The following is a 21,053-nucleotide window of genomic DNA, read 5'->3' on the forward strand; positions in this document are numbered from 1 at the left end:
GGAAACACATTATGAACCTCAGGAAACTAATTTTACAGGGCGAAGGAGCTACACTGGATTTTAAGAAAACAATCACCAGCAATGAAAAAATTGCCAAAAGCCTGGTTGCATTTGCCAACAATAAAGGCGGAAAGCTATTAATTGGTGTCGCAGATGACGGGACAATCAAAGGTGTAAAATCAGAAGATGAGGAACGTTATATGATCACCAAATCAGCACATCAGTTCTGCAGACCGGCAATAGAACCCGAGTTTGAAGAAGTTTATGTAGATGACAAACTGGTACTTATCGTTAATATCGCAGCCAGCGAAACCAAACCACATTATGCGCTTGATGAAAACAAAAAATGGTGGGTTTATTACAGAGTAAACGACAAAAGTATTCTTGCCAGCAAAATCCTGGTTGACGTGATTAAGAAAGGCAATGACAGATCCGATAACATCATAAGTTATACAGAACAGGAAAAAAAGCTTTTTGAGTATCTGAACGAGCAAGGCCGGATTACCCTTAAGCAGTTTAGCAAACTAACCAGAAGCTCCTACAGACAGGCGCAGAAAATACTGGTGAGCCTGATCATTAGCGGTGTAATCAGACCGCACACTACAGAAAAGGAAGAATATTATACCGCATGCTGACAAAAACCTACGCGAAGTACAAATCATACTACGCTGATAACCTGCGACTGGCCATGCCCATCGTGGTATCCCAGTTAGGACACACACTCGTACACCTCGCCGACAGCGTTATTGTCGGGCATTTCGCCGGTACACTTCAGCTCGCAGCGGTTTCACTGGTCAACAGCATTTTTATGCTCATTCTGGTACTGGGAATAGGAATAGCCTATGGCCTCACCCCTCTTATCGCCCAGGAAAACGGCAAAAAGAACTATAACGAATGCGGAAGACTGCTGTCAAACAGTCTGGTTATCAACTTCATTACAGCTGTTTTCCTCTACGCTTTCGTACATTTCGGCACACTGACCATGATAGACCATATCGGGCAAACCCCGCAAGTTGTCGCCTACGCAAAACCTTACCTCGGCTACCTGGCGGTATCCATCATCCCTCTGATGATCTTCCAGACCTTCAAGCAATTTGCAGAAGGATTAGGCTTTACCAAACAAGCGATGTTTGTATCGATCTGGGGCAATGTCATTAATGTCATACTGGGTGTTATTTTTGTAAAAGGGATGTTTGGAATAGCCCCTATGGGCGTTAAAGGAGTTGGGCTCAGCACACTGATAGACCGCATTTTAATGGCCTCAGTAATGTCAGTTTACGTCATGCGCTCACAATATTTTAAAATTTATATCCGGAAATTCAAACTTGGTTTTGATAAGATAAAGGCCATAAAGATCATAAAAATAGGCGCCCCTGTGGCCATGCAATATGCCTTCGAGATCAGTGCATTTAGCGGCGCAGCCATTCTCATAGGAACTATAGGTGCGGTGGAGCAAGCGGCCCATCAAGTCGCAATTAACCTGGCGGCCGTTACCTATATGATGGCCAGCGGAATAGCCTCAGCTGCAACCATCAAAACCGGGAACAATTTCGGTAAAGGCGATCTGAAGGACCTTCGCCGTTCGGCTATAGCAAGTTATCATGTGATACTGCTTTTTATGAGCACTACGGCCATATTTTTTACGTTTGCCAATTCCATATTGCCATACATCTACACCGAGGACCCGGCAGTGATCGGAATCGCCGCACAGCTGCTCATCATTGCAGGTTTCTTCCAGCTTTTTGACGGGACACAAGTAGTTGGGCTCGGCGTACTCAGAGGTATGGGCGATGTAAACATTCCTACAATAATTACCTTTATCGCCTATTGGATTATTGGCATTCCACTGGGATATTTACTGGGCATCACACTGGACATGGGTGTCAATGGAATATGGTACGGACTTACATTCGGCTTACTCACCGCCTCCCTCCTTTTGTTCATCCGGTTTCAACACAGAACAAAACTCCTCATCCGGACTTATGCGGAAAAAAAGAGTACATAGCCTGTGCCCACAGATAAATATTTATTATATAATTATCTAACAAACAATTAATTACCTATTTAATTGAAAAAGAATTTTGTAGAGTGGAAAAATGGTAATAATATTATCGACTTATTCGATAGACTTAATTCGAATAAAGATTAAAAATTTAGTTACACAAGGAACAATAATGAGTTTATCCGAAAGCCAGATGAGCATACCTGTCAGCAATATCAAACAGGAAAAGAAGTGGAAAAAAATAGCTTACATATGTCTCATTATTCTTGCCGTATTATTTCTTGGTATTGCGGCATACACTTATTTAACCTATGATTCCCTGGTCGCTTTTGGCAAAGAAGCTTACGGGCAACTGGACGAGAAGTTTGGCTGGATGCTTCTGGTAGGCTTTATAGCCCAGCTGGTAGATGGTGCCTTAGGAATGGGATATGGGGTGGTCTCCACTACCCTGTTGCTTTCGGGCGGATTAAACCCCGCAGTCATCTCCGGAAGCATACATACCGCTGAAATGTTTTCGAGCGGTGCATCAGGCTTCAGCCATTATCGTTTTGGGAATGTAAATAAAAAACTGTTTAAAACCCTGCTGATCCCTGGCATACTTGGTGCTACAGCCGGCGCTATACTGCTTAGCTACGCAGGCGAGAAATTTTCAGGATACATCAGGCCAGTCATCTCCGTTTATACACTACTCCTGGGAATCCGCATACTACTTAATGCATTTAAAGAAAAAACAAAACCGCAAAAAGTAAAACGCGCTGGCTGGCTGGCAGGTGCAGGTGGTTTTTTAGATTCATTTGGCGGTGGCGGCTGGGGGCCGCTGGTTACCTCAACGCTTATTGCCAAAGGCCGGACCCCGAAGTATGTAATTGGCTCTGTGAGCCTGACAGAGTTCTTTGTGACCATGGCCAGTGCAGTAACATTCTTCTTTATTCTGGGCGTCAGTCACTGGCAATCCATCCTTGGACTTATTGCCGGTGGCGTTGTAGCGGCGCCAATAGCTGCCCGTTTAGTAGGCAAGCTGCCCATAAAAAAGATGTTTATAGGAGTAGCCGCCGTAGTCATCATCTCCAGTGTCCGAATTATTTATATGGCGGTTATCAAAATGATTTAGTCATAAATCGTGCTATATTTTCTTTAATTTTCAAAATAATAAATAAATTAGTTGCCATTACCGCTCATGGCAAACATCCCTGGAAAACAGCATCTCATAAAAAGCATTGGAAACTACAAGTGGGTACTCCACTTGTTTTTTTGGACCATTTTGCTTAGCATCTCATACCTGCAAATGCGAAATGCAGGCTCCCTTGAGCATCCAAAATACATGGCCAACACCAATACTTCTATCTACCTTACCAAGGTAGTCCTGCTGTTAATACTGTGTTATGCCTTTCAATTCGCGATAGTTCCACTATACAAATCAAAAAATAAGCTGATCTTCTGGCTGGCTTTTCTGTGTCTGCTGCTGATCGTTTTCCTTGCCCGGGTCCTGCTCATAAAATTGATTCTTAGCAGTCAGCCGGGACTTGACGCACAGGCACAGCAATTCAGCTACATCAGCTACAGGACGCTTTCAGCGTTCCTGTTCCCCTTTATTTTTTTTATTGCGTTTTATTACTTTGTAGACATCTATGACCAGCAAAAAGAGATTCAGAGATTGATACAGTTCAAGACTCAAAAGATAACTTTAGAAAGCACCTTTCTCAAATCCCAGATCAATCCGCATTTTCTTTTTAACACGCTGAACAATATTTATGCGCTCAGCCTGAAAAAATCACCACAAACACCCGCAATCATTGACAAACTCGAATCACTGCTCCATTACATGCTTTACGATTGCAAAGCAGACCTGGTACCGCTCAAAAATGAATTCACCTTTACCAATAGCTACATTACACTTGAAAAACTGCGCCACAAAGAAGACCAGTGTACAGTTACTGTAAATATTAAAGGCAACATAAACGGTAAAATGATCGCGCCGCTCCTGCTCATCAACTTTTTGGAGAATGCATTTAAACACGGCACCAAAACCAGTTTTGGAAAATCATGGATCAATCTGGACATCGATGTCCAGGACAAATACATACACTTTAAACTTCAGAACAGTAAGCCGCTCAATACAATTGGCCAGGCCATTTCTGACTACCAGGGAGGCATTGGTCTGAAAAATGTAAGACGAAGACTGGAGATCTTATACCCTGATAAACACACGCTGTTTATGCACAGCTTAAAAGACAGATTTGAAATTGACCTAACCATTAATTTTTAAAAATGAGTGGCCTCGTACAAATAGAGATCAATAAAAAGAACCGCTGGGTATATTTCACACGGTACCGGTGGGTTGCACACCTCATTTATTGGCTGTGGGTATTTGTAGCTGGTACACTGATGACGGTCAAAGTACCCGTTACTCTGTCAGTTATCTTTAATCACTTTGTACTGGAAAATCTGCTCATTGCCATATTCTATTACCTCTATTGCCTGGTTCTGATCCCCTATTATTTCAAAAGGAACCGCAATATACTGTTCTGGATACTGATTGTCGGCAGCTATTTGTTTTTTACCGCACTGGATATCTGGTTCACCCGTACTTTCGTCACTTTTTATTCCGAGAATCCGTTAAATGGCAACCTTTCATTTTGGGACATGTATTCCTATAGTCTGGGCGGTTATCTGCTCAATTTTATGGTCTTCTCCATGATGCTGTTCTTTATGGAAAAAAATGAAGAAAACCACACCATTCTAGAACTGGAAAATGAAAAGAAAGAAATAGAACAAGTCAAACTGGACCTCCTGAAGACCAATATAAGTCCTGATTTCCTAATGCGCTCCCTTAAACAGCTAAAGCAATCGGCCATCAGCCAGGACGAAAATACGCCCGAAGCCATTCTTACATTTTCCGATCTGCTGCGTTACAGGCTCTACTGGGGCAGACAGCAGCATACCCCTCTTCAGGAAGAGCTGCAGGCATTGAACAATTTTACCCATTTCATTGCGCTCAACCATTTTAAGCATCACCTTGAGGTTGTACTGAATGTCCAGGGAGAACTTGCGGATCAAAAAATAGCGCCATTATCGCTCATCAACATCCTGGAACTTTTTTGCAAAGTCCAGTCCGGTAAACCTGTAACTCTGGAAATCAATATTTTGATAGAACAGTGCCGGCTGGTACTTGGTATGGAATATCATGACAGTCCCCCTGAAACTTTGGTTACCGACCTGGACAACTACGGCAGCAATTACAAACAAATGTTTGGCGGCAGCGTTCAATTCCATTTTGAAAACTGTCAAGATGCACGTTGCAGCATTACCTTTATGTTGCCGTTGATATAATTTTGCAAACTTTAAAATAAAGTCTTTATCTTGAAGTAATTTAACCAAACGCTAACCGAATGACCTTCTACTCCAAATTACTACCTGGCCTCTGGCTTTCAGGTGTGATTGTTTTATCCGCCTGCCTGCATAAGGACAAAAAAAATACCGCCGAAGGCACCCTGTTTGAACTGCTTACATCTGAAAAGACACATATAGAGTTCAACAATGAAATAGTTGAAAATTCTAAGGCCAATATCATGTCCTATCAATATTTCTATAACGGCGGCGGAGTATCGGTTGGCGATGTAAATAACGACGGCCTGGACGACATCTACTTCTCCGGCAATATGACCCCTGCCAAACTCTACCTCAACAAAGGAAATATGCAGTTTGACGACATCACGCTCAAAGCAGGGATAACAGAATCCGGGTTCAGCTGGAAAACCGGGGTTACGATGGCCGATGTGAACGGCGACGGCAAACTCGACATCTATCAATGCCTGTCAGGTGGTCTTCCTCCCAAAAACCGGGAAAACAAATTGTTCATCAACACCGGTAACGATGCGTCAGGAATTCCGCTCTTCAAAGAACAGGGCACCGAATACGGCATTGCCGATAATTCTTATACTACCCAGGCTGTTTTTTTTGATTACGACAAAGACCATGACCTGGACCTGTTCCTCCTCAACCACAACCCGAAAGCGTTTACAACGCTGGATGAGCATTCCTCGCCGGCAATTTTAAAAGAATCGGCACCAACCATCAGGGTAAAACTCTATAAAAACACCAATAACAAGTTCACAGACGCATCGGATCATTCAGGTCTGTTCAATTCCTCATTCACCTATGGCCTGGGTGCAGGCATAGCTGATGTAAACAATGACGGATGGCCCGATATCTATATCTCCAACGATTATTCAGCACCGGATTACTTTTACCTCAACAATGGCAACGGCACATTCAGTGAACAGCTAAGTGCTCAAATTGGCCATACCTCATTGTATTCGATGGGCAATGATATTGCTGATATAAACAATGACGGCCTGCAGGATATACTGACACTCGATATGCTGCCTGAGGACAACCATCGCCAGAAGCAGCTGTTTGCTCCGGACAACTATGAATATTACAACCTGCGCCTTAATCTTGGTTTTCATTACCAGGACATGCGCAATATGCTGCAGATCAACAACGGCAATGGCACCTTCAGTGAAATTGGTCAGCTCGCGGGTATTTCCAACACAGACTGGAGCTGGGCACCATTATTTGCAGATTACGACAATGACGGCTGGAAAGACCTCTTTGTGACCAACGGTTATCTGCGGGACTACACAGATATGGATTTTCTGAAGTTTAAAGGAGATTTTCTCCGTCAGAATAACCAGCAGCAAGTCAAAGAAAATATCCTCAGCCTGATCAATGAGATCCCTGCATCCAACCTCATCAATTACGTTTTTAAGAACAACGGAAATCTGAGCTTTAGCAATAAAAACGAGCAATGGGGAATCCAGACCCCGTCAAACAGCAATGGGGCTGCCTATACAGACCTTGACAATGACGGTGACTTGGATTTGGTCATTAACAACATCAACATACCTGCCTTTATTTATCAAAACAGGGCTTCAGAAACAGCTAAACACCACTACCTGAAAGTTAAACTGCATGGCGCTTCAGGAAATACACAAGGAGTCGGCGCTAAAATCTGGCTTTATGCAAAAGGCAAACAACAATATCTGGAGCAAAATCCCGCCCGTGGATACCAGTCCAGCGTATCCCCCGTCTTACATTTTGGTTTAGGGGCAGATCAAGCTATAGATTCACTGCGTGTAGTCTGGGCGAGCGGCAAACAGCAGCTGCTCAAACAGGTCAAATCCGATCAGCTGCTTACATTAACGGAAAAGAACGCAAATCAGCCATACAACATTCAGAAAGCTCCGGAAACTTTATTTAAAGAAATCAAATCGCCCATTGCATTTAAGCAGCAGCAGAACACCATCAACGACTTCAAGCGTCAGCCGCTGCTTACCAATCCATTATCTTTTAACGGGCCCTGTATGGCACAGGCCGATGTCAACGGTGACGGATTGGCCGATGTATTTGTCGGTGCAGGACAAGGTCAGGCCAGCCAGCTTTTCCTGCAGCAGGAAGACGGCTCATTTAAAAATAAAAACACCCCGGCACTTCATGAAGACTTAAGATCAGAAGATGCAGAAGCAGTATTCTTTGACGCCAATAGCGATGGACACCCGGACCTCTATGTCGCCAGCGGTGGATATGGCAACTATTTACAAGATGATCCCCTGCTCCAGGACCGTTTGTACCTCAATGACGGAAACGGCAATTTCCGGAAAAGACAAAACGCACTACCAAAAATGTACAGCAGCAAAAGTTGCGTTACGGTTACCGACTTTAATGGCGATGGACATCCCGATCTGTTTGTAGGCAGCCGGGTTATACCTGGAAGATATCCGGAGGCCCCGCAGAGCTACCTGCTCATCAATGACGGCAAAGGCAGCTTCAAAGACCAGATCGCAAGCATCGCACCCGAATTTCAAAAAGCCGGAATGATCACAGATGCACAATGGCTTGACCTGAACAACGATAAAAAACCAGACCTGATCATTATAGGGGAATGGATGCCGGTAACAGCCCTGATCAATGAAAATGGCCGTTTGAAAGACAGGACCAAAGATTATTTTGATAAATCATATACCGGCTGGTGGAATAAACTACTCATAGAAGACCTCACTGGTGACGGCAAACCTGATCTGATCATTGGCAATACAGGCCTGAACACCCAATGTAAAGCAAGTGACAAAGAGCCCGCAGAAATGTACTACAAAGACTTTGACGACAATGGTTCGGTCGATCCGATTTTATGTTTCTACATCAAAGGCAAAACCTACCCCTATGTGAGTCGTGATGAACTGCTCGACCAAATGAGCATGATGCGTACCCGCTATCCCGATTATAAAAGCTATGCCGATGGCACCATGACCGATATTTTTACCGGAGATGAGCTTAAAGGTGCATTAAAACTGAAGGCCAATTATCTCAAGACAGCTCTGTTCATCAGCAATGACAAGGGGCGGTTTAAAGAAATGCCGCTTCCGGTACAGGCACAACATTCGCCTGTATATGCCATTATTGCTTTAGATTACGACAAAGATGGTCATAAAGACCTGGTGCTCTGCGGAAACATCAGCCGTGCAAGGCTCAAGTTTGGCAACAGCGATGCAAATTATGGGGTGCTGCTAAAAGGCAATGGCAAGGGAAACTACGAGTACATACCCCAGTTCCGTTCTGGCTTTGACCTGAGGGGCGATGTACGGAATGTGATCAGCATAAATAACCAGCTCATATTTGGAATAAACCAAGGTAGTCTGAAGGCTTACGGGACAGTGCGCAGATAGCCTGGTACTGCTCTGGGGGTAAGCTTGCACAATTGCCGTAGAAAGTCTGCAGAGTTTATGCTATGGCAGTCTGACACAGGCACAAAATATTTATTTTTAACCCGTTGTCCTATTCCGTAATTTACGATCGTCATTTGGTTTTACTACTTAAACTTTATCAAAATGAAAGATTTTTTATTGTTATTCAGAAATGACCCTCAGGTAGCTCAGACACTCTCACCTGAAGAATTGCAGGCAAGAACAAAAAAATGGATGGACTGGGTCGGTGGCATCGCTGCCCAAAACAAACTGGTAGACCGGGGAAACCGGCTCAGCAATGAAGGTGCGGTATTGAAACCAGGCAATATCATTACCGATGGTCCCTACGTAGAGATCAAGGAATCCCTTGGCGGCTACACGCTTATCCGCGCTGAATCGCTCGAAGAGGCAATTGAGCTTTCCAAAGGCTGCCCTATCCTTCAATTTGACGGAAATGTAGAAGTACGTCCGATCAACCCAATGTAAGTCTTCATCCCCATGACGCAAACTGACGGATTACTGCCGCATTTATTCAGAACAGAGTACAGCAAGATTACAGCTGTACTCTGTAAGTTGTTTGGCATCGAACATGTCGAAATAGCTGAAGATATTGCCAGTGATACTTTTTTACTGGCTTCAGAGACCTGGGGCATTAAAGGTTTGCCGGAAAACCCCGCTGCATGGCTGTATACGGTTGCAAAGAACAAGGCTAAAGATTACCTGAAGCGGAACACCCTTTTTATGCAAAAGATCATGCACCAGCTCGATAGCAATGAACTGGATGACAGAGAGCTGGAGATCAACCTCTCCGATCAGAACATCACTGACAGCCAGTTGCAGATGATGTTTGCCATTTGTCACCCGTCCATTTCTGCAGAGGCGCAGATCTGCTTGTCGCTGCGGGTGTTATGCGGTTTTGGGATCAATGAAATCGCTGCTGCCTTTCTGACCAGCAAGGAAACCATCAACAAAAGGCTGTTCAGGGCTAAGGAAAAACTCCGTGAAGAAAATGTAAAGATCGAGTTTCCGAGCGAAGGCGCCATCGGCGAGCGTTTGGAGACGGTGGCCAGGACCCTTTACTTATTGTTCAATGAGGGATATTATTCTCATAGCCAGGAAAGTACTTTGCAGAAAGAGGTTTGTTATGAGGCGATGCGGCTCACCTATTTTCTGCTCGAAAACAAAAAGACAAACCTGCCTTTTATCAATGCGCTGATGTCTTTGATGTGCTTTCATGCTTCCCGGTTTGAAGCCAGAACGGATGGCGATGGCCAGACCATTTTATACCAGGACCAGGATGAAAATCTCTGGGACAGGGAACTCATCAGCCGGGGCAATTACTTTCTGAATACGGCCTGGCAGGGGAATAAAATTACTAAATATCACATTGAGGCCGGTATTGCCTCCTGGCATACCAAAAAGGAGGATTCGGCAGAAAAATGGGAGCATATACTGCAGCTTTATAATCAGTTGTTGATCATTGAGTACTCACCTGTGGCGGCACTCAACCGGACTTATGCGCTGTCCAAGGCCAATGGAAAAGCGGAGGCGGTCATTGAAGCTGAAAAGCTGAACCTTGCCGGCAACCAGCTTTATCATTTGCTGCTGGGTGAACTGTATATGGGTACGGATGACCTCATGGCGGTAGACCACCTTCAAAAGGCTTTGCAACTCGCCACTGCTAAATCTGACAAGACGCTGATCACTAATAAGATCCTGGCCATTTCTTTGCTGTCTAAGGGCTGATTGCCGTTTATGCCGGGTATTGGTGCCCGATATGATAATGTGTATTAAAAACGGTTTACTCAATGAAATCCTCATTTCACTAACTGCAACCCCTAACTCACTTATTACCGATATTTTAAACATTAGCTTTATCTAAATTCGGACAGGTAATCTACAATTAATACCTCTCCCTATGAAAAAAAGACTTATACCTCTATTAGGTATGCTGGGTTTCTCAGCCGGTGCTACTGCCCAGCAAGTAGAGCTTCAACGCTCAGTAGTAGCCAGTACAGGAGGCTCAGCCCAAATCAACAATACCATTGTTCAATACACCATCGGCGAAGTGCTGGTCGAGGCTATTGCCAATTCTCCTGTGCTGGTCACACAGGGTTTCCAGCAGCCTGAAATCGCCGGTAATGAAACTGAACCGGAAATTGCATTTGTAAATGGCTTTATTGTCTATCCCAATCCGGCGTCTGGTTCTACCAATCTGGAATTTGACATGATTAAGGATGGTGTGGTAAACATGATGCTGGTCAACAATGCCGGACAAACCATAAGAAACATCTCGGCCAAGTTGCTGGCGGGCAAGGTGAAATATGCGATGCCGATCGGCGGGGTCGCATCTGGTCTTTATTATGTTGTCCTGCAGGCAGGAAGCCGGAGATATTCAGAAAAACTGGTCATTCAATAAGCTTATGAAACATAACATTTACCTTGCTGTAAGCCTGATGGTTTACCTGGTATGTGCGTACCAGAACAGCACTGCACAACAAGATAACAGAGCGGTAAACACGGGGGCAGGTTTCCTTTTACTGAGTCCCGATGCCAGGAATGGTGGAGTGGCGGAAGCCGGAACTGGACTTCCTGTAGATGCCAATTCCATGTTTATCAACGCGGCAAAAATTCCGTTTGGCACAAAAATGAGCATTAGCGCTTCGTATACCCCATGGATGAAGGAACTGAGTAAGGACTCGCATCTGGCTTATATTGCTGCTTACCGTCAACTGACCGGCGGGCATGCTATTGGCGTGTCGGTCAAGTACCTTGATCTGGGTTCGGTCAACTTCAGAGATGATGCCGGAGCGCTGCTTGAACAGTACAAAGCCAGTGAGATGGCCATTGATGTAAGTTATGCCCGCAAGTTTGGGGAAAGCTTTGCCATGGCACTGACCGCCAGATATTTTCAAAGCGATATCGGTTCAGGGACTTACAACAATTTATTACTGAAACGTACTGATGCCTTTGCAGCTGATGTGGCGATCTATTCAGATAACAAATCTGAGGATGGAAGTTACAGCCGCAGGTACAATTGGGGTGTGGCACTTACCAATTTGGGCACGAAACTGAAATACAGCGAACAGACCACTACGTTTCTACCTATGAACCTTCGTGTTGGTGGTGGTTATGCTTTATATAAAACTCCCGAAAACAGGTTGACACTCCTGCTGGATTTTAATAAACTGCTGGCACCTACCCCGCCCCGCTATAAAACTGATGGGATGGGCAACCAAACAGCAGAAATTGAAAAAGGCAAGGATCCAAATAGAAGTGTAACCAGTGCTTTGTTCACTTCTTTCTTTGATGCCCCGGGAGGGTTCAGAGAAGAAATTTCCGAATTTACGGTGGCAGGCGGGCTTGAATTTTCTTATTACAATGCCTTCTTCCTGCGGACAGGCTATTTCTATGAAGATCCGAGTAAGGGTAACCGGCAGCATTTTGCCGCGGGCCTTGGCTTCAATATCAATCCGGTAAGGATAGACATGAGCTATGTTTTCCCTACTTCGGACAGATTTGTCATGAAAAACACGATGCATTTTACACTCAGCTTCACTCCCGGTGGAATGTAATTGTCTAAATATTAACCTAACTCTTATACCATAAATCTTAACGGTGATGAAATCAATTAAATCTTTATTAACTCTGTTTATCGCACTTGTGACCTGCCAGCTGGCATTTGGTCAAAGTGGCTTTTCCGGTATCAACTACCAGGGGGTAGCCAGAAACACTAACGGAACTGTTTTGTCCAACCAGGCCATCAAGGTCAAGATCTCGATATTGGGCGGAGCCAATAATGGCCCGGTTCAATATATGGAAGAACATTCGCTGAATACCAATGCTTTAGGTTTGTTTACCTTACAGATTGGTAAAGGTACTCCGGGCAGCGGAACATTTGCTGCTATCCCCTGGCAAAATGTGAACCAGTATGCAAAAGTTGAGATCGCCCTTGGTGGCGGCTCGTATACGGCCCTGGGCAGTACTCAGCTGATGAGCGTTCCTTTTGCGCTGTACGCGGCGTCTGGTAATCCCGGTCCGCAGGGACCAGCTGGCCCTCAGGGCGTCCAGGGTGTGAAAGGCGACAAGGGGGATAAAGGGGACAAGGGAGATAAAGGTGACAAAGGTGATATCGGTCTAACTGGCGCGCAGGGTAATGTAGGTCCGCAGGGACCTCAGGGCGACAAGGGTGATAAAGGAGATGAGGGTGATACGGGTCCTCAGGGCGTCAAAGGAGATAAAGGTGCAACTGGAAATGCTGGTCCTGCCGGGCCACAAGGCATCCAGGGGGTCAAGGGAGATAAAGGCGATAAAGGAGATGCGGGAGCCATTGGTCCTATGGGGATTCCGGGACCAGCTGGCGCTGTCGGTCCGATTGGTCCTGTCGGCCCTGCCGGGCCACAAGGTATTCAGGGTATTCCTGGAAACATCAATGCTTCCCCGGCTGGTGGCGATTTGTCAGGAAATTATCCGAATCCGGTTGTAGCTCAAATACAGACTAAGCCTGTCTTGAATACTGTGCCTGTTCTGAACGACGTATTGAAGTTTAATGGTGTCGCATGGGCTCCGTCTCCTATTGGTGGTGGTGGCGGCGGTTTGGTATTACCGTTTGCGGCTACTGAAAATAATGCTGCGACGTTATTTTCACTCACCAATGACGGAGATGGTACGTCTGTAGAAGGCATCAACAATACAACGACTTCGAGTATCAGTGCGGTCAGGGGAATAGTCAGCTCAGCTAGTCCGGGTGGTTTTTCTTCTGGTGTCAGGGGCATCAATAACGGTACTGGCGGTTTGGGCGTTGGTGTATATGGGTCACAAAACGGCAGTGGCTGGGGTGTGTACGGAACTACTCCAAACGGATTGGGTGTGTATGGAAATGCTACTGATAATGGATACGGAGTATATGCAAACAGTAATACGGGAACTGGTTTAAATGCGACCAGTAATAATGGTATTGCAGCCAGTATAGCGATCTTCAATAACGCGAATAATAACAATGCATTAAACGCCAGTTCAGTAGGCAACGGAACTGTGGTCAATGTCACTTCTTCAGGAAATGGTACTGGTGTACGCAGCAGTACTGGTGCCGGTTTTGGGCTACATGGTATCACCAGTGCACAGACTTCTGCAGGTATTGTGGGTGACAACAATGGTGCGGGAGAAGCTGTTGTGGGTCGTACTACAAGTGATATTGCGGGTGCGGTTGTAGGTCGCAATGATGGCGGTGGTTATGGTGTGAGGGGTTTTATTGCTACAAACACTGCTAATACTGGTATCGGAGTGTACGGCCAGGTCGGGTTAAACGGCAGTACGGGTATGGCTGGTAAATTTGAAAACTTTAATCAAACCAATACGGAAGCCAACATCCTGGAAGTTATCAGTAATTCTAATGGCAATATCCCTGACAATACTTTAGGTAATGTGGCTTCATTCACACTAAATAATACCAATAGTGTCGGTGCTGCAGTTCGCGGCGAGGTCAACACCATATTCGGGAACTTCGGTGCTGCGGGTATATTTGGTGTATCTTCAGGTACAGGTGGACGTGCAGGTTTGTTTTATGCCTCAAATCCTTCTGGTAATGGAGCTTCACTGATAGCTCTGACAGATGGCAACGGTAACGCAATTACCGCCAACGCAGGTAAAGACGGGAACGGCGTGGAAACAAATATAGATGGAGCAGGTAATGCACTGTATGCCTGGGTCCCTACATTTTCAGAAGGACGGGCTGGTCGTTTTGAGATATTCAATGAAAACAATGAGAATGAGGTTATTACAGTTAAAACAGTCGGTAACGGTACTGCCGGCAGCTTCAAAGTGGATCGCACAACCGGTACATCTCCTGCGGTTGTAGGTGAAGTCAATTCTATGTTTGCTAATTTTGGTACCGCGGGTATATATGGAAAATCTTCAGGTACGGGAGGCTATGCAGGTTTGTTCTATTCTTCCAATCCAGCTGGTAATGGTCCCGCAGTCCTTGCGCTTACAGAAGGCAGCGGCAACGGTATAACTGCCAATGCGGGTGGTAATGGTGATGGAGTCGAGGCTTCAGTTGATGGAAATGGAAATGCAATATCCGGATTCGTACCCAACTTTGGCACCGGAAAAGCCGGAAGGTTTGCTAATTTTAACAGCGCCAACGGGCAACCAGTAGTGCATGTGACTACAAATGGTACTGGTAACGCTTTGTTGATAAACCATCAGGGTCCTTCAGGAAGCGTTGCAGTTTATCAAAGTGCTAGTGTAAACGTTGCGAGGATCAATAAAGCTGGTCGCGGCTTCTTCAACGGCGGTACCCAGAACAGCGGTGCAGATATAGCGGAATCTTTTGAAGTGACCGAGCACATCTCCATGTATGAGCCTGGAGACATCCTGATCATTTCAGTAGATAAAGACAGAGCTGTAGAAAAATCAAATAAACCTTATTCCAACCTTGTCGCAGGTGTATATGCGACAAAACCAGGGGTTTTGTTAACTGAAGAAAATATTGATGCAGATTTAAGCGGACAGGTGCCTATGGGTGTAATTGGTGTGATTCCCACAAAAGTTTGTCTTGAAGGTGGTGCCATTTCGCGCGGTGACCTCCTGGTTACCTCATCTACCCCTGGTGTGGCCATGAAAGCAGATCCTGATAAGGTTAAAGTTGGACAGGTACTCGGTAAAGCCCTTGAATCTTATTCTGACGGAAAAACAGGAAAGATTAAAGTATTGGTGAGTGTTAAGTAATAGCTAATTTAATAAAATGAAAAATATGAAAATGATATATAAAACCGGGATTGTAGCAGCTATTGTGTTAATCCTAAGTGCTAATACCTCGATAGCACAGGAAAATGAATCTGGTGAGAGCGTCAGAAAACAATATGTTAATAATAATGTGCCCGGAGCCAAATATGCGCCGGAAAAGAAAAGTAATGGGAAAGAAGAAACTGATAAGCCAAAAACTTATAACAAAGGTGATTTTAAAAGCACACTTGATGGAGGAAAATCACAAAGCGGCGGAGCTACGGCGCGGCGTTCAGCACAAAAGAGTGTGAATGCTGCTGCCCGGGCCACACAGAAACCACTTCCAAGCGATCAGCCTGCGGTGAAAGAAGAAATAAAAAAGATAGATCCGCCAAAACCGCCTTCTCAGGGAGATGAGAAGAAAAAAGATTAAGAACTTAACGATGTAATACAATGGTTAGTTTAACCTGGTTAGCTTTCGCTGACCAGGTTTTTTATTGTTTTACTTCAGGTATTTATTTTATTTTTTTACCTTCATAAAAAAAATGAAACATGGAACATCATCAATCGCCTGAAGGTTTTCAAACTCTTGTAGGACTTTTAACTTTAGTTTTAATCATAGCAGTAACTGCTTTCTACCTGTCGTTTATGAAAAAACGTAAGTCAGAAGGCCCGGGTCATCACTAGAATACTTCCTTCGGGTTTTATCAAGCTTAAAATGAAACTGTCATTTGGCATTAAATCAATGCATTCAACTGGCGGTTTTTCATTTTAAGCCCCATTCCCGTTTTAACGAATATATCAAAACCCTTACGCTGTTTAATGGCCTTGATGCCTTCGTATCCGGCCGGTGTGCTCCTGATCTTGTTGAGCAGATAAGTATCATCCTTTTGAAGATCGTCAACATTCAGTTCTTTTTTTTCTAGTCCGGATTTAATCAATTCAGTTAATATTCTATTGGCATATACATGCAAGGGTAAGTTAAAAACCTCGTTGATCAGCCGTGTATAGAGTGCATTGATCCATTCTGCTTTTTCAGGATCACTAATAACTATGAGTTCGTCCTGGATCAATAGTTGCTTTATAAATTCTTTAACTTCTGCTATGGTTACCAGACCGGCATAATAGGAATCTCTAAGTGTATAATCCAGCCTGTCTGCGCAAAGCTTGGGTATAGACTGTTCAAGGAGCTTAAAGTCGCCATTAATGATTTGATCTATATGATACCCATGCCAGGATAGAATTTCCGGAATGTCTGATGAAAGCAATACTTTTTCAAAGATCTGTTCATGATAATCCTCCTCAGCATTATTTAATACATAATCTCCCACGTGAGAAAATGCGGTATGAGATACGTCATGTAGTAATCCTGCAATTTGCTCCAGTTCGGACCCCCCCAGTTTCCTGATCAGGAGCATTACCCCTATTGAATGTTCCAATCTGCTGTGGTTAATGTCAGGACTTACCAAAAAAATTGCGCCGCTTTGATGTATCCGGTTCAATCTTTTTAAAGATGCTGAGTTTAATAAATCCTCAAATACACCCGGCAACTCGATTTTGCCAAAGAATATATCGTTTATAGTAATCATAACATTAGAATTTCATCACAATATTACTAATATTATTAGTTATATTCAAGAAAAAAAGCAAATATTTTTAGTATAATTTTCTCTTTTTACAATGCGATATACTAACTACATTAGCCGGCAGGTAATTAAATGATTTGTTGATCAGAAAAATAATCCATATAGATATGGATGCATTTTATGCGTCTGTCGAGCAGCGGGACTTTCCAGAATACAGGGGGAAGCCAATTGCCGTCGGAGGTTCTCCGGATGGCCGCGGCGTAGTAGCAGCCGCCAGTTATGAAGCACGCAAGTTTGGTGTAAAATCTGCTATGCCCTCAAGACAGGCGCTGCAGTTGTGCCCGGAACTCATCTTTGTAAGACCCAGATTTGACGCCTATAAGGCCGTCTCTGCCCAGATCCGTGAGATATTTAGCAGGTATACTGACCTCATAGAACCCCTTTCTTTAGATGAGGCTTATCTTGATGTATCATCAGACAAGCTAAATATCGGATCTGCACTGGAAATTGCCGGACAGATTAAACAGACCATAAAGGAAGAATTGCACCTTACGGCTTCTGCAGGGGTTTCTTCCAGTAAATTTGTAGCCAAGATTGCTTCTGACATCAATAAACCCGATGGTCTGACTTTTATAGGCCCCTCCAGGATTGAAACATTTATGGAGCAACTGCCTGTTGAGCGTTTTTTCGGTGTAGGAAAGGTAACTGCAAAAAAAATGAAAAGCATGAATCTGCATACCGGAGGCGACCTGAAAAAGCTCTCTGAGCAAGAACTCATTAAGTATTTTGGAAAGTCAGGCAAATTTTATTACTCGATAGTCCGTGGAATCGATGATCGCGAGGTACAACCCGAAAGAATGACCAAGTCGCTGGCTGTTGAAGATACCTTTGAGCATGACCTAATTACTGTTGAGGAAATGTATACTGAGTTGAGCAAGCTGGCAGACAAAATTTGCATACGGCTGCAAAAAAACCAGCTGAGAGGAAGGACGGTGACATTGAAATTAAAATACCATGACTTTAAACAGATCACCAGAAATCAGTCATTTCATGAACCTACTTCAGATTATGCCATCATTATAAATACAGTAAAGCAACTCCTTGAAAATGTAGATCTGGAAGATAAGAAGGTTCGTTTGCTGGGAATATCGCTTTCCAATTTTGGGCCCTTACCCCCATCTCATAGGCCCGGGGACCCTGATCAGCTGGAATTGTTTGATTGAATTTATTATCCTGTTATTTTTCAGGTAAACAGATTTCATTTAATCTAAACAAAAAATAATATGGGTTTGTTAATTTATTGAACAAAAAAATAATATGATGAAAACTTTAACTTTAACTCTTATGCTGGGTATCACCGTGTTGTTTGAAGCAAACGCACAGATACAAAAAGGAAATGTGATGATGGGCGCTAACATATCCGACATTCAGTTTGGCCTGGACAAACCTAATGTTTTCAGTTTGTCGATAAACCCTAAAGCAGCCTGGTTTGTACAGGACGGACTTGCATTCGGCGGTGATGTTTCATTTGGCTTGGCGACCGCTAAAAACTCAGGAACTGACATTACCTATGGCATAGGTGCGTTAGGTCGTTATTATGGATCAACCGGTGCTGATGAGGTGGTCAGAAATTCCAGGTTTTTTGGTGAAGCTACTGTGGGAGTATCTGGTGTGAATCCTTCCGAAGGAGGAAATACAAATGGCCTTGGATTTAGTTTTGGTCCCGGTTTTACCTATTTTGTCACTCCGTCAATTGGACTGGAAGGCTTGCTGAAATATAATGGGGTTGTAGGTTTTGGAAGCAGCGCATACGCACATAAGCTTTCTTTAGGTGTTGGATTTCAAATTTATCTCCCGGGCAGAAGTACAGCCAGAAAAGTGGAGCGGGATATGCAATAAAATTTTATTTAATAATTTAAAACAAGGTTGTTCAAAATGTGTTTCATAGGAACAAATAAATCGTAAGGTTATGAATAATCATGATGAAAAGCAAGTCGGCTCCAACCTTACCGGTGCAGCAATACCCGGAAAACCAGGGCATCAACGCGACATTCCGATTCCGGTCGATCCGAACATAGAGATTGGGCATGAAGGCAAAGAAGATAATAAGGGTGATGATCTTCCGACAGAGCATATTCAAAATACAGATGCTTTATTAGGAGATGTACATCCGGCAGACTATAGTGAAAATTCTCAGGAAAAAACTAACGCAAAAAAAGAGAACGGAAAAGAATAGTATACTATGATCCTGCGTATTTTCACAGTTGATACCCATGGTGGTATGCGCTATTTTTGAATTACTATTTACATTAATGTCCAATTATCATGTATCTCAAAAAGATCAACAAATCATCGGTCAGGCAATTTGCCTATGGATTGTTAAAATTTCTTGCTTTTGCACTTTTTGTTTTCTGTTTTTATCAGGCTTGCAAAATCACTACTCCGTAATTTTTGGATTACTTGTCAGTCTTTAAAAAGTTCCATGACAGTTTGGAGCGTGAATGCTTTTGTTCTTCGACAAGAAATTTAGCGATCTGGTTCAATTGTACTTCATTTTCACTAACTGTCCTGTCCCCAAGCGCTACCAGTTTTTCAATATTAGAAGGGCTTGCTGCGTCCAGACCCTCCTTAATGCTTTCTAAACTCATTGGTTCTATTCTTATATAGTTTTTTTCCTTGCCAACAGAACTAAAAAGCTGATGGAGAAAAAAATCACTCGTTTCCGCTACACCGCTCATCATAATGTCTATCAGGGCCGGAACAATAGCCATTGCGCTGCTCTTTTTAAAATGCTCATAATCATAAGACCTGCGAGACCGGCCTGTGCCCAGAGAGAAAAGATAAATATCATTAATGCGGGTTTGATTGAAGGCTTTGGTCACCTCGATAAGACCACTCAGTGCCGGATTGGTTGCAAATACACCTCCATCCAATAAGGGATATCTGACGTTGGCCAAAGAATGAATCTCGGCAACACTGAAATAGGTAGGCGCCGCGGAGGTAGCACGGCAAACATCTTTCAGATAAAAATCACGTGTTGGCCCTCTTGAAATGGCATTTTGCTGCCTGAAGAAATGAGTTTTACGAAGCTCTATGTTGTAAGCACTGATGATACCTGGCTTTATCAGCTGACTGAGTTTGGTTTCACCAAAATACTTCTCCAATACCGCCTCAAAGACTGCACTGTTGTAGCGCTCACCGGCCAAGCCAAATTTAGCCCTTAATCTTTTAAAGAAACTCATTTTGAATATTTCGTTTCCATGCTCAAGATACAAATCCAAGGCCGCTTTCGCTGAAAATCTTGGACGCGTGGGGTGATCTTCGGAGGGGCATAACAATAGACAGGTAAGAATACCTCCAGTACTTGTTCCTGCAAAGAAATCGAAATAATCGACAATAGCAGCATCGGGGTTTTTACTTTCTCTTTTAAGTTTTTCTTCCAGTGCTACCAGGAACATTCCCGGAATGATTCCCCTTATGCCACCACCATCAATAGAAAGTATCTTTTTCATAAATGCAATATCGGCTTCTGGTAAATATAAACGGTTTTTTATTGAAAATAAAAAACTGCGTATTTACTCAGTTGACCGCTGTTCTTTATATAGTTATTTTTGGTTATAGACTTTTACATCTGCCTAAGTTCATGTTAAAGTTATAATCCGGATCGATTTAGTACTTTGTTTCCGGGTTTGATCAGGAAGGTTAGAATTCATAATATCGCAACGCTCTTAAAAAACAAACAAAGCCGAATTACTTCGGCTTTGTTTTTATCTTTTATTTCCTGGTATCTCTATATTTATTTACTAATTTATTGCGAATAATTTATCGGAAAATGGTGTGGGACAGCAATATAAGGGGGAGATTGAGACAATGCTTTGCAGAAAATCTTGCCAGTGGGGTGTAAACTCGTTTCTTATAATTTTACAAACCAGACCGGCATCCACCGGTCCTGGTTTATATTAACTACCTAAATTGTTTTCTATTTTTTATTGAACG

Annotated in this window: 17 protein-coding genes; 15 read left to right on the forward strand and 2 right to left on the reverse strand. The window is 43.6% G+C overall.

The features are described from left to right. The first annotated feature begins 11 nt into the window (after positions 1–11). The 12 genes from QEP08_RS12085 to QEP08_RS12140 all read left to right on the forward strand — a co-directional run bounded on the left by QEP08_RS12085 (position 12) and on the right by QEP08_RS12140 (position 15,904). Positions 12–635: an AlbA family DNA-binding domain-containing protein gene (locus tag QEP08_RS12085; RefSeq protein ID WP_285058321.1), complete on the forward strand. Its 624-nt coding sequence runs from the start codon at positions 12–14 to the stop codon at positions 633–635. Beyond that, positions 629–2,005, forward strand: a complete 1,377-nt coding sequence (locus QEP08_RS12090) for an MATE family efflux transporter (RefSeq protein WP_285058323.1) — start codon at positions 629–631, stop codon at positions 2,003–2,005. The genes QEP08_RS12085 and QEP08_RS12090 overlap by 7 nt, the downstream gene beginning before the upstream one ends. A 169-nt stretch (positions 2,006–2,174) precedes the next feature. Further along, positions 2,175–3,113 carry a sulfite exporter TauE/SafE family protein gene (locus tag QEP08_RS12095; protein ID WP_285058325.1) on the forward strand — a complete coding sequence of 313 codons (939 nt, stop codon included), beginning with the start codon at positions 2,175–2,177 and terminating at the stop codon, positions 3,111–3,113. Between the two features lie 66 nt (positions 3,114–3,179). Continuing rightward, positions 3,180–4,268, forward strand: coding sequence for a sensor histidine kinase (locus QEP08_RS12100; protein WP_285058327.1), 1,089 nt, complete (start codon positions 3,180–3,182; stop codon positions 4,266–4,268). 2 nt (positions 4,269–4,270) lie between these two features. After that, positions 4,271–5,332, forward strand: a complete 1,062-nt coding sequence (locus QEP08_RS12105) for a histidine kinase (RefSeq protein ID WP_285058329.1) — start codon at positions 4,271–4,273, stop codon at positions 5,330–5,332. A gap of 59 nt (positions 5,333–5,391) precedes the next feature. After that, on the forward strand, positions 5,392–8,727 hold the full coding sequence (locus QEP08_RS12110) for a VCBS repeat-containing protein (protein ID WP_285058330.1): 3,336 nt from the start codon (positions 5,392–5,394) through the stop codon (positions 8,725–8,727). Positions 8,728–8,889: 162 nt separating this feature from the next. Beyond that, positions 8,890–9,231, forward strand: a complete 342-nt coding sequence (locus tag QEP08_RS12115; RefSeq protein ID WP_285058332.1) for a YciI family protein — start codon at positions 8,890–8,892, stop codon at positions 9,229–9,231. 12 nt (positions 9,232–9,243) lie between these two features. Further along, positions 9,244–10,491, forward strand: a complete 1,248-nt coding sequence (locus tag QEP08_RS12120; protein ID WP_285058334.1) for an RNA polymerase sigma factor — start codon at positions 9,244–9,246, stop codon at positions 10,489–10,491. Between the two features lie 172 nt (positions 10,492–10,663). Beyond that, the gene (locus tag QEP08_RS12125; RefSeq protein WP_285058336.1) at positions 10,664–11,164 is read left to right on the forward strand and encodes a T9SS type A sorting domain-containing protein; all 501 of its coding nucleotides are present in this window, start codon (positions 10,664–10,666) and stop codon (positions 11,162–11,164) included. 4 nt (positions 11,165–11,168) lie between these two features. Continuing rightward, positions 11,169–12,320 (forward strand): type IX secretion system outer membrane channel protein PorV, encoded by a 1,152-nt coding sequence (porV, locus tag QEP08_RS12130; RefSeq protein WP_285058337.1) that lies wholly within the window; start codon positions 11,169–11,171, stop codon positions 12,318–12,320. Positions 12,321–12,366: 46 nt separating this feature from the next. After that, positions 12,367–15,474: a collagen-like domain-containing protein gene (locus QEP08_RS12135; protein ID WP_285058339.1), complete on the forward strand. Its 3,108-nt coding sequence runs from the start codon at positions 12,367–12,369 to the stop codon at positions 15,472–15,474. Positions 15,475–15,499: 25 nt separating this feature from the next. Then, positions 15,500–15,904 carry a hypothetical protein gene (locus QEP08_RS12140; protein WP_285058340.1) on the forward strand — a complete coding sequence of 135 codons (405 nt, stop codon included), beginning with the start codon at positions 15,500–15,502 and terminating at the stop codon, positions 15,902–15,904. A 304-nt stretch (positions 15,905–16,208) separates the two neighbouring features. On the opposite strand, the gene QEP08_RS12145 is transcribed toward QEP08_RS12140, so the two are convergent. Continuing rightward, entirely contained in the window at positions 16,209–17,060 is an 852-nt protein-coding gene (locus tag QEP08_RS12145) for an HD domain-containing protein (protein ID WP_285058341.1), read from the reverse strand. A gap of 164 nt (positions 17,061–17,224) precedes the next feature. Between QEP08_RS12145 and dinB the strand changes: the two genes are divergently transcribed. From dinB to QEP08_RS12160, 3 genes are all read left to right on the forward strand, one after another. Beyond that, on the forward strand, positions 17,225–18,280 hold the full coding sequence (gene dinB / locus QEP08_RS12150) for a DNA polymerase IV (protein ID WP_431844610.1): 1,056 nt from the start codon (positions 17,225–17,227) through the stop codon (positions 18,278–18,280). Positions 18,281–18,374: 94 nt separating this feature from the next. After that, positions 18,375–18,956 (forward strand): hypothetical protein, encoded by a 582-nt coding sequence (locus tag QEP08_RS12155; RefSeq protein WP_285058342.1) that lies wholly within the window; start codon positions 18,375–18,377, stop codon positions 18,954–18,956. A 70-nt stretch (positions 18,957–19,026) separates the two neighbouring features. Next, complete coding sequence (locus tag QEP08_RS12160) at positions 19,027–19,293, forward strand: hypothetical protein (protein WP_285058343.1); 267 nt, start codon at positions 19,027–19,029, stop codon at positions 19,291–19,293. Positions 19,294–19,513: 220 nt separating this feature from the next. Here QEP08_RS12160 and QEP08_RS12165 read toward each other — a convergent pair whose 3' ends face one another. After that, positions 19,514–20,569, reverse strand: a complete 1,056-nt coding sequence (locus QEP08_RS12165; RefSeq protein WP_285058344.1) for a patatin-like phospholipase family protein — start codon at positions 20,567–20,569, stop codon at positions 19,514–19,516. Between the last annotated feature and the right edge of the window lie 484 nt (positions 20,570–21,053).

Origin of the sequence: Pedobacter ginsengisoli (genome assembly GCF_030244015.1) — a bacterium.
In the GTDB taxonomy this organism is placed as follows: domain Bacteria; phylum Bacteroidota; class Bacteroidia; order Sphingobacteriales; family Sphingobacteriaceae; genus Pedobacter; species Pedobacter ginsengisoli.